Source organism: Caenibacillus caldisaponilyticus (assembly GCF_002003465.1).
Taxonomy (GTDB): Bacteria; Bacillota; Bacilli; order Bacillales; family Sporolactobacillaceae; genus Caenibacillus; species Caenibacillus caldisaponilyticus.
The window spans coordinates 38,870-48,218 of the sequence record NZ_BDDQ01000051.1 but is presented as its reverse complement, the minus strand read 5'-3'; the positions used below and the strand labels follow the sequence as shown (position 1 = coordinate 48,218).

Here is a 9,349-nt window from a genome sequence, read left to right as displayed (position 1 = left end):
TGGCCTCTGCTGACTCCTGTACGTTCAGCAAAACCTCTCGATTTTGGTTGCCATCCTTAGAAGGCGTATCGTACAGGCCTCCCCGGATAAGAGTGCGGACTTTCCACTCATGTACCTGCCCAATATACCGCCACAGCCCTTGGCGGCTTAGGACTTCATCTTGTTATGCAGACTCATCCGACTGTGACAGCCTCAAATTGGGTTCGTGTCCCTCAGGTCGAGTGTTTGCCTCCGGCTTCCTTCAGATTCCGCCTCGCGGCGGACACCCTTGCCTTCAGCTAACGGTAGGCGCTCGCCAGCCCCCGTTCAGGACTTTCACCCTATAGCACCGCACCCATGCCGGGCGTACATAAAAAATCCGGACATGATCAGAACATGTCCGGATCTTTAATAAATTTTTCAAAGTCAAATCAGCGCGCAAGCCCATGACGCTCTCGTTTGCCGCGCGGCGAAGGATGGCTTTCGGAAGCAGGCCTAAATCGTTTTTTTTGGCACATAACCGACGCCGCGCAAGATAAATTGAATGGTTTCTTCCAATTCTTTTTCGTCGTCCCATTTTTGGGCGGATACGAGTTGGCCCGCGGCGAGGTACCCCGCGACGCACGACATCGCCAGCCGCATGATGGATAACGGCGGCGCGTCAATGATTTGGCCACGCTTCTGGAAATCGGTGATCAGCCGTTTCGCCTTTTCAAGCGGTTCCGGCGCGACATAGGTGATAAACATCTCTTTCAATTCCGGGTGAAACGGAATCTCCTGCAATAAGATTTTGATGATCGGCCAATGCTTCTCAATAAATTTTTTGCGATTGTCGATCATCGCCCGCAAAAAACCTTCAAAAGTCTCGTGTTTTTTATCCAACACCTTATTGATGTCTTTAATGATAAACGGGGCGACGAGACGGCGCATGACCGGGGTGACGATCGCCACCAGCAAATCTTTTTTGGTTTTATAGTGGCGAAAAATCGTGCCTTCGGCGACGCCGGCTTTGCGCGCGATCTCGTTCGTCGACGTCGCGGAATAGCCCTTTTCCGCAAACATTTCGATGGCGGCCTGTATGATTTTTTTCTGCTTTTCCGTCAGTTCCCCGTGCTCGGCATCGGAAAACAGTTCATCCCATTCTTCCATCATTGAATTCCTTTCCGTCACAGATTGGTGTCCATGACTATAGCTTACGATATTTTCGCAATGTAAGCACGTTCAACGCGATAAAGACGAGCGCGAACAGGGCCAAAACGCCGACGTCGCCCCAAATTCCGGACCATCCTTCGCCGCGGATCATGACGCCGCGCAAGGCGTCGGCCCCGTAATAGAGCGGCGTGACGTAGCTGATCCAGCTCACCCAGTCGGAGATCGTCTCCAATTTGAACAACCCCGAAAAGAACACTTGCGGAACGATGACGAGCGGTATGAATTGGAACATTTGCAATTCATTATTGGCAAACGTCGACAACAACATGCCGAGCGACAAAGCGACGAACGCGAGGACAAGCGTAATCAACAAGACGTACCAAAAGGATCCTGCCATCCACAGATCCAAAACATAAACGGAATACGCGGCGATGAGCGCCGATTGAATGATCGTAAAAATGCCAAAACCGATGAAATAACCCGTTACGAGTTCCCCGCGCCTCAGCGGACTCGCCAACACGCGCTCAAGCGTTCCGTTCGTCCTCTCCCTCAGGAACGATACGCCCGAGATGAGAAAGACGAAGAAAAAGACAAAGATGCCGAGGAGAACCGGACCGAAGTTGTCGAAGTTGTTGAGCGATTTTCCGCCGTGCAAATAATGGATGACCGGCTTCACGCCCGCGGCTTGGCCTCCGCCTCCCAAATTGGTGAAGGCTTCCAAAACCGCCCGATTGGACGTGGGGTCGCTCCCTTCCAACGTCAGCTCGGGCCTGCCTTGTTCAAATTTCAAAACAGCATCCAATTTTTGGTCTTTCAACTCGTCATTCGCCTTCGCCGCGCTCAATGTTTTCAAATGGGCATCGCTTTTCTCAAGGGCGGCTTGAATCGGTGACGGCACGTCGACGAGGCCGATGGACGGCCGGTACGCATCTCCGTTAAAGATGAGCGAGACCAAGGTCAGGACGAGGAGCGGCGCCAGAAAAAGCAGCGCCATCGTTCTTTTGTCCCACAAAAATTGGCGAATGATTCGTTCCGTCAAGGCTTTAACGCGCATCGCCCATCCCTCCGTATACGAGAAACGCTTCTTCCATGGTGGTCGTCTGAGTCGCGCGCTTGAGCTCCGCCGGCGTGCCGCAGGCCAGCAACCGCCCGTCGCGGATCAGCCCCAAGCGGTCACACCGTTCGGCCTCATCCATGACGTGAGACGTGACGATCAACGTCACCCCGTTGTCTTTCAGCTCACCGAAGGTATCCCAAAGCTTTTTGCGCAATAACGGATCGATCCCGACGGTCGGCTCATCGAGTATGAGAAACTTCGGACGATGGATGAGCGCAATGGCGAGCGACAACCGCCGTTTCATGCCTCCCGAAAATTTTTGCACGGGTTTTTTGGCATCGTCTTGCAGGCCGACGAGTTCTAATACGCGTTCGGCGTTTTCTTTCAACCTTTTTCCCGAAAGGCCGTATAATTGGGCGAAAAATTTAAGATTTTCCTCCGCCGTCAGCTCTCCGTAAAGCGCATCGGACTGCGCCATGTAACCGATATCGGTCATCAATTTAAGATTCGGCACTTTTACGCCCAGAACATGAATGCTGCCTTCTGTCGGGCGTTCCATGCCGACGATCATTTTGACGAGCGTGGTTTTTCCGGCGCCAGAAGGACCGAGAAGCCCGAAGATCTCCGGTTTGTCAATGGTCAGCGAGACGTCGCTCAAGACCGTCTTTGCGGCAAACCGTTTCGCCACATGGTCGATTTCCAACACAGGGCGACTCATCGCATTCCCTCCTCCAAAAAAGTGAGTGATTGCTCACTTTCATTGTATAGGATAAGACGCAAAAAATAAAGTGAGTGCTCACTTACTTTTTGCAAAGATTTTTCGACATGTATCTTCTTTTGAACGAACGCCTCACCCCTTTTGTAAGTTGGACATGGATAGAAAAAAGAACGCCGAAGCGACGCTCTTTTTTCCTACCCGTTCATTTATCATTGGCTTTGGCGGCAGCCTTCAAAGCGTCGCCGCCTTAAGAGTCCTGGCCGGACAATCATTTCGCAAGAAGCGCGCGCTGCGGTCTCCTTTTCCTCATCATCTCGCGGTTACCGGCCGCGTAAAACAACATGCTGCTCATGACGACGGCGGCCATCAGGATGAACAACACCGTTCCGCCCCATTCCTCCAGAAGAAATCCGCCGAGCGAAGGGCCGATGAAGGAACCGATGGACCGGAATCCGTTGGCGCCAAAGTATGTCCCCCGCAGCGCCTCCGGCGCCAGGCGGTCGATGATCACGCCGCCCATCGGAAAAACAAAGATCTCGCCGACGGTGATGACGAACATGGACGCGATGAACGCCCACCAGCTTCCGGAAACGCCGAAACCGATATAACCCAGCGAAAATAAGCTGGCCCCGAGCAACAAAGCTTTTAAAATCGGCAACCTTTCGCTGAAGCGCATCATCAAAACCTGTAAGACGACCACCGTCACGGCATTAAAGGACAGAAGGAAAGAATACAAGACGACGCCATTGGGAATGGAGTCTTTTAACACTTGCGGGAGCGTCGACTCGATTTGGGCGTAACCGATGTTGACGAGTATGCCGGCAAGAATAAAATAGAGGAGCGCCACATCGCGTGTAATCACCGCAAGAGCCAATCGGAACGTCGTCCGGGGTTCCGCATCCAGCGAATTCGAACGCATCGGGAATATCAGAAACAATCCGGCCAAGATCAGAAAATAAATAAAGTAGACGCCGGCCGTAATAAAGAAGGTCAGGTTGGCCGAGATCGTCCCGAAATAAGCGCCCAGAAGCGGACCGACGGACGCTCCGATATTGATGGCGGTATATCGCAAGGAAAAAACGCGCACGCGTTTGTCTTTTGGCGTGAGATCCGCCATGAGCGCTTGGCTCGTCGGTTCAAAAAATGACCGGCACAAACCGTTGACGGCGTTCAACACAAAAAAGGCGACGGGATGTGACGCCAAGGCGAAACCGATAAAAACGATGGACCATGTTAATAAGGCGGCGAACATCAAACGCTTGCGGCCGATGATGTCCGAAAGCGTCCCGCCGATGAAACTGCCGAACGTCGACATCAGCGGGCTGATCCCGATCACGAGGCCGATTAAGATCGGGGGAAACGACTGGGTTTTCGAAAGATATATCGCCAAAAAAGGCATGGCCATGAAGCTCGCGGCCCGCGCCATAACGGTGCCAAGCAGCAACGAGATCACAATGGGATGAAAACCTTTCAACGTTTTGAGCATCGCTGTTCCCCTCTCTCTTTATCTCTGCTGTCCGTTTCATCTTACACAAAAAAATTAAATAAATAAATATTCATTTATTAATTTTTATCAATAAGATAAACTTATCATAAAACCGTGACTCGTCGGGCAAAACGGGGCACCGGCTCAAAGCGGATGAACGGATCATGCCCGGACGCCGGGGGCTATCTGCCCGTGATGAAGGCGACAGCGGATCGCCTTGAACCAAAGTCTTTTAAAAAGGCCGTAGTTTTCCACACCATCGTCCGAGGGCACACACTCCGGCGATCAACAGGATGGATGAAGCTTGTTTGCAAAAAAAAACGGCACGATCGACCAGCGCGATCGTACCGGATCATTAAAATAAATCTCAAAATGGCTCATTCTTATGAACCAAGCATCGTTTATTAAAATGCAATAATTAGCGGGATCTTTCGTTTGCTTCCACTCCGGCCGGTTTTGGCGATTCGTCGAATTCTACCGAATGCTCAAGATTAAAAAGAAGAGGGTTGAACGGCGCATCCGCCGTCTGCCCTTTTTCACCGGCTCTTAGAACGGGGCAAGATGCAGCGGAACGGCGTCCGGGCGGCCGCCCTCTTCATTCCCCGATCGTCAAAACGATTTTGCCGATGTTGCGGTTCTCTTCCATGTAGCGATGCGCGTCTTGAACCTGTTCGATCGGAAAACGCCGGTCGATGACCGGTTTCAGTTCACCCGATCGGAAGCGAGGCAAGGCTTGTCCGGCAAATTCCTTGGTGAGCCGGATTTTATAGGGCTTGCTTCTCGAACGAAGCGTCGTCGCGGTGAAGGCGATGCGTTTGGCCATAAATGCGCTGAGATCAACCGCTTCGACCCGCGCGCCGCCGAGCGTGCTGATCAACACCCAACGCCCGTCGTATGCAAGAGCTCGGAGATTGGCCTCAAAATACGGCGCGCCGATGAAATCGAGAATGACATCCATCGCCGCCTCCCCATAAACGTCTTCGATTTTATCGACAAACGGCCCTTCCTTATAATTAATCGCCAAATCCGCCCCCAATTTCCGACACGCCTCGAGTTTGCCTTCGGAGCCGGCGGTGACTACGACCTCCGCGCCCGCCGCTTTGGCCAGTTGAATCGCCGCGGTGCCGACGCCGCTCGCTCCGGCATGGATGAGGACGCGCTCGCCCCGCTTCAAATCACCGATCCAGAATAAAGTTTGATAAGCGGTCAGGAACACTTCCGGTATGGCGGCGGCTTCCGCAAACGACAAGTTTTCCGGGATCGGAAGCACCATGTTCTCCGCTATCACGGCATATTCCGCATAGCCCCCGCCTTCCAGCAAGCCGAATACGCGGTCGCCGGGCTTCCACTTCGTCACAGCGCTTCCGACCTTTTCAACGACACCGGCTATTTCAAGTCCCAAGATCGGGCTTGCCCCTTTCGGCGGCGGATAATGACCTTTGCGCTGCAAAACGTCGGCACGGTTGACCGCCGTCGCTTTCACCTTGACGAGAATTTCATCGGCTTGCGGCTCGGGTGTGGGATAATCGCCGATCACCATGTGTTCAGGTCCTCCGGGCTGTTCGACAAGTACCGCTTTCATCACCCAACCTCCTTAGGGATTCCCGTATTGTACAGATTCATCAATGAGGCTTCGAATTCTGCTTCCCAAAACGGCGCCGTGCGCTCTCCTCCGTCATTCCGCCTTCAAGGAAGGATGACGTACGATCCAGACAACCGTAACGGTCATAACTCCACTTCTTCATCCAACAAAATGCCGGCGCGGACGTATTTGACGATCGATGCCGCTTCTTTCATAACCCGTTCGCGTTCCTTCTGCGACTTCCACCAGTTGTAGCGTTGGCCGTACGGGCGGTCGTCGGGGCAGAGCGAATAGCGCACCCACCGCGGCATATAGGTGGTCAGCGTCATGCGAGCGCGCCGCATGTGATAAGGGGAACTCACGACGACGAGCCGTTTGACGCGATTCAAACCGAACGCTCTTTGCAACACCATCATGGAAGCGACGACATTTTCGGTCGTGTTTGCGGCCTCCCGCTCCAACAATAAGGCGTCTTCGGGCACGCCGAGCTTGACGATGCGCGCTTTCATCCACTCCGCCTCGGGCGTGTCGTCATCTTCCCAGCGGGCGCTCCCGCCCGTCAACAACACCCAAGGCGCCCGATTATCCCGGAAAAGCCTGGCCGCCTTTTTTACGCGGCTTTCGCTCTTTCCGCCGAAAACAAAAATGCAATCGCCGTTTTTTCCGTCATCTTGAATGCCGTCAAAGAGAAAGCGTGTCAACTGTTCGCGGGTGAGCGTTTCCGGCTGAATTTCAGAAATAAGCATGGTGATCCCCTCGGATGCGCATATTGATGTGCCAAGCTGCATTGGTTGTCGCTTCCCGTCCGTTCTGTGCCCGGCTTCGCCGGAGAGCTCGCCGGACCGGCATGGCCCAATGGTTCGGGCGCCTATCAAAATGATCCCCGATCCCACGCTTTTCTGCAAGTTTCATAAACGGAACAGGTCAAGCGAAAGCGATGGAATAGGAAAAAAACCATCCTGCTGTTCCGTCACGTCTTCACGCGGAAGCGTCGCGAACCGATTCGTCCGCTAACCAGGATGATTTAGAGTTTCTAACTAAAATATATGCGACAGTCCGCGCATGGCACATGCTCCTTTCTCGGCCACCCCTGATTGCAGAAATCCGGAAGGTCAACCGCGCGGTGCAATGCCAAAGGATCGGTGCAAATCACCGCATGGAGCCGCAGGCAGACTTTTTGTTCATTCTTTAACCAACATGCGGAGGTTGGCCAATTCCGTCTCCGCTGACGGGGTTTCCAAAATCAACGGCACTTCTCGGAGGACGTCGCTCGTCATGAATGCCATCATGTCCTCCTTCGCAATGCGGCCTTTCAAAACATCGGCGTGGCGATCACGCCGCGAACCGAACGGAAAAACCGAGTTATTCAAATGGACGGCTTTCAGCGCCGAAAAATAGCCGAGTTGTTTCCCGCGAGCGACGAGGGCACCCTAATTTTTTCCATCCCACAGACCGGCGGCGTAGGCATGACATGTGTCGAGACAAAAACCGATTTTATCCGGTGCATCCGTCAGGTTTCGGATTTTGACGAGCTCCTCCAGCGTCGTTCCCATCTGCCCGCCCTGTCCCGCATTGTTTTCAATCAAAAGCAAGCTTCTTCCCTGCCATTGGGACAGAATGCGATTGAGGGCGTCGATCATCCGCTTATAACCTTCCAACGGATCGCTGCCGCTGAAGCTTGCAAAATGGACGACCGTTCCGATCGATCCGCACGCCTCAGCAATCGCCAAATCGTTCAGTATTGAAGCGATCACGGCATGACGTTCCGTCCCGGATGCCGCTAAATTGCTGGCGTAAGCGGAATGGGCGATGCTCACTAAACCGTGCGCTTGGCAATACGCGGCGCAGCGTTCGGCATCCGTGCGATCGAATCGCTTGATCTTCAAGCTGCGCGGATTCTTCGGAAAATATTGAAACGCCTGGGCGCCTAGCGCGGCGGCCGTTTTGGCCGCTCCGAGATATCCGCTTTTGATGCTGATGTGACAACCGATGCGCACGGCGGAGCTCCCTCATTTCCGTTCTTGGTGGTCGTTATCGATAGGTGCTGAAGGCTTGCGACTGGAACACTCCCCCTGATTTTGCAATGGCCCCGCCCTTTCACCGAACTGGACAGAATCGGGCAGTTCCCGCAATTCCCATGCGGTCATGGTCAAAAGCCGTCCCCGCGGGCTTTCTCTATGGCGATCGCTTATCAAGGCTGATGAAACAATGGGGTTCCGGTTCATGCAACCCCTCCGCGACCGGGATAAATCGATATCCTGGAAGGACAGGCGATTCAAAAATTTACAAGAACAAGGTGCGCCGCGATAGTATGTGCGTAACGGCCCACTCTCCTTCAGCGGTCCGCAGCATTCCATATATAAGCCAGCGCTTCCGCGGTCCCGATGGGATATAGTTTCCACTCTAATTTATCCATCCATTCGCCGGGCCCGAAAATCTTGGCGCCTTCTTCGATCAGTTCCCTCAAAGTCGCTTTTCTCTTGATGCCGCGCTTCACCTGTTCTTTTGTGAGCGTGATGATCCCTGACACCTCATCTAATTTCAATCGGAAACGCTCCAATGGCGATAACACTCTCGCTTGAAAGATCACGAGATGATATATTCGTCCGGCTTTCGGGCTCCCGGGCGGATGAATCATTTCGTAAAGGCCAACCGGTTTGATCTTTTCATCGATCGCAATGGGTGTGATCGTCTTGTTCGCCGAGATATATACCGTTTCCGTATACGAATCTTCGTAATGGATGGGAACCCCGATCTCTTCCATCGCTTCTCTGCGACCGCAAGCGAATAAATCTTCGTTAGCCTCCAAATGGCCGCCGATTCCGGCATAAAACGTTTCGTTTATTGAGGTGGCATGCCGGGTTCCGGGTAAAAAAATAAGTACTCATCGCGTTCATTTAACAAGGCCAGTCCGACGCCAATTTCGGCATTTACCGGAAGATAATCCACAAACGTTTTCAATAAAATCACCTCGATGACGATGGGCGCTTCTAAGCCTTAGCTCCGGGACACGTCCCGTCCATGGTCACCAACCAATCCTTGATGGAGAATCTTACCGAGCATCAACGAGCCGTGTTTTCATCAACTGTCAACAAATCAACAACGCAACCAAAGACCGGAAAACCTTTCAAACGTTGTTGGGCTGGGTGAGCATCTGAATTCATCGTCGGCGGATCGTTTCGTTATCCGGCTCGCCATGACGCTCATTTTATATGTTTTTCCGATAGGGCTCCGATCTTTCCGCCCCGGAGAGACGTTTCCGCGAACGGATATAATAAGCAAAAACAGTCCAAACGCACAAAAACTTCCGATAAAGACTGTGCGTCGCGAGGGCGTCAAATGCTTGTATAAAAAACCCCCGCCCCGCGCCTAAGG

Annotated in this window: 8 protein-coding genes; all 8 read right to left on the bottom strand. The window is 53.1% G+C overall.

The window, feature by feature from the left end:
* Nucleotides 1-474: 474 nt before the first annotated feature.
* The 8 genes from CCB157_RS13455 to CCB157_RS13420 all read right to left on the bottom strand — a co-directional run bounded on the left by CCB157_RS13455 (nucleotide 475) and on the right by CCB157_RS13420 (nucleotide 8,738).
* Nucleotides 475-1,131, bottom strand: coding sequence for a TetR/AcrR family transcriptional regulator (locus CCB157_RS13455; protein ID WP_238594720.1), 657 nt, complete (start codon nucleotides 1,129-1,131; stop codon nucleotides 475-477).
* 34 nt (nucleotides 1,132-1,165) lie between these two features.
* A complete protein-coding gene (locus CCB157_RS13450) occupies nucleotides 1,166-2,185 on the bottom strand; it encodes an ABC transporter permease (protein ID WP_077616398.1) in 1,020 nt (339 codons plus the stop codon).
* Entirely contained in the window at nucleotides 2,175-2,906 is a 732-nt protein-coding gene (locus tag CCB157_RS13445) for an ABC transporter ATP-binding protein (RefSeq protein ID WP_077616397.1), read from the bottom strand. Before CCB157_RS13445 ends, CCB157_RS13450 begins: the two co-directional genes overlap by 11 nt.
* 268 nt (nucleotides 2,907-3,174) lie before the next feature.
* Nucleotides 3,175-4,392 carry an MDR family MFS transporter gene (locus CCB157_RS13440; RefSeq protein ID WP_077616396.1) on the bottom strand — a complete coding sequence of 406 codons (1,218 nt, stop codon included), beginning with the start codon at nucleotides 4,390-4,392 and terminating at the stop codon, nucleotides 3,175-3,177.
* A 595-nt stretch (nucleotides 4,393-4,987) separates the two neighbouring features.
* The gene (locus tag CCB157_RS13435) at nucleotides 4,988-5,974 is read right to left on the bottom strand and encodes an NAD(P)H-quinone oxidoreductase (protein ID WP_077616395.1); all 987 of its coding nucleotides are present in this window, start codon (nucleotides 5,972-5,974) and stop codon (nucleotides 4,988-4,990) included.
* A gap of 143 nt (nucleotides 5,975-6,117) precedes the next feature.
* Nucleotides 6,118-6,720 carry a YdcF family protein gene (locus CCB157_RS13430; protein ID WP_158077322.1) on the bottom strand — a complete coding sequence of 201 codons (603 nt, stop codon included), beginning with the start codon at nucleotides 6,718-6,720 and terminating at the stop codon, nucleotides 6,118-6,120.
* Nucleotides 6,721-7,404: 684 nt separating this feature from the next.
* A complete protein-coding gene (locus CCB157_RS13425) occupies nucleotides 7,405-7,971 on the bottom strand; it encodes a TIM barrel protein (protein WP_238594719.1) in 567 nt (188 codons plus the stop codon).
* A 338-nt stretch (nucleotides 7,972-8,309) separates the two neighbouring features.
* Nucleotides 8,310-8,738 (bottom strand): hypothetical protein, encoded by a 429-nt coding sequence (locus CCB157_RS13420; protein WP_143287055.1) that lies wholly within the window; start codon nucleotides 8,736-8,738, stop codon nucleotides 8,310-8,312.
* Between the last annotated feature and the right edge of the window lie 611 nt (nucleotides 8,739-9,349).

What these genes read in the sequence shown, in the direction of transcription:
- CCB157_RS13455 (WP_238594720.1), bottom strand. Translation starts at nt 1,131, where the DNA reads ATGATGGAAGAATGGGATGAACTGTTTTCCGATGCCGAGCACGGGGAA.
- CCB157_RS13450 (WP_077616398.1), bottom strand. Translation starts at nt 2,185, where the DNA reads ATGCGCGTTAAAGCCTTGACGGAACGAATCATTCGCCAATTTTTGTGG.
- CCB157_RS13445 (WP_077616397.1), bottom strand. Translation starts at nt 2,906, where the DNA reads ATGAGTCGCCCTGTGTTGGAAATCGACCATGTGGCGAAACGGTTTGCC.
- CCB157_RS13440 (WP_077616396.1), bottom strand. Translation starts at nt 4,392, where the DNA reads ATGCTCAAAACGTTGAAAGGTTTTCATCCCATTGTGATCTCGTTGCTG.
- CCB157_RS13435 (WP_077616395.1), bottom strand. Translation starts at nt 5,974, where the DNA reads ATGAAAGCGGTACTTGTCGAACAGCCCGGAGGACCTGAACACATGGTG.
- CCB157_RS13430 (WP_158077322.1), bottom strand. Translation starts at nt 6,720, where the DNA reads ATGCTTATTTCTGAAATTCAGCCGGAAACGCTCACCCGCGAACAGTTG.
- CCB157_RS13420 (WP_143287055.1), bottom strand. Translation starts at nt 8,738, where the DNA reads ATGGAAGAGATCGGGGTTCCCATCCATTACGAAGATTCGTATACGGAA.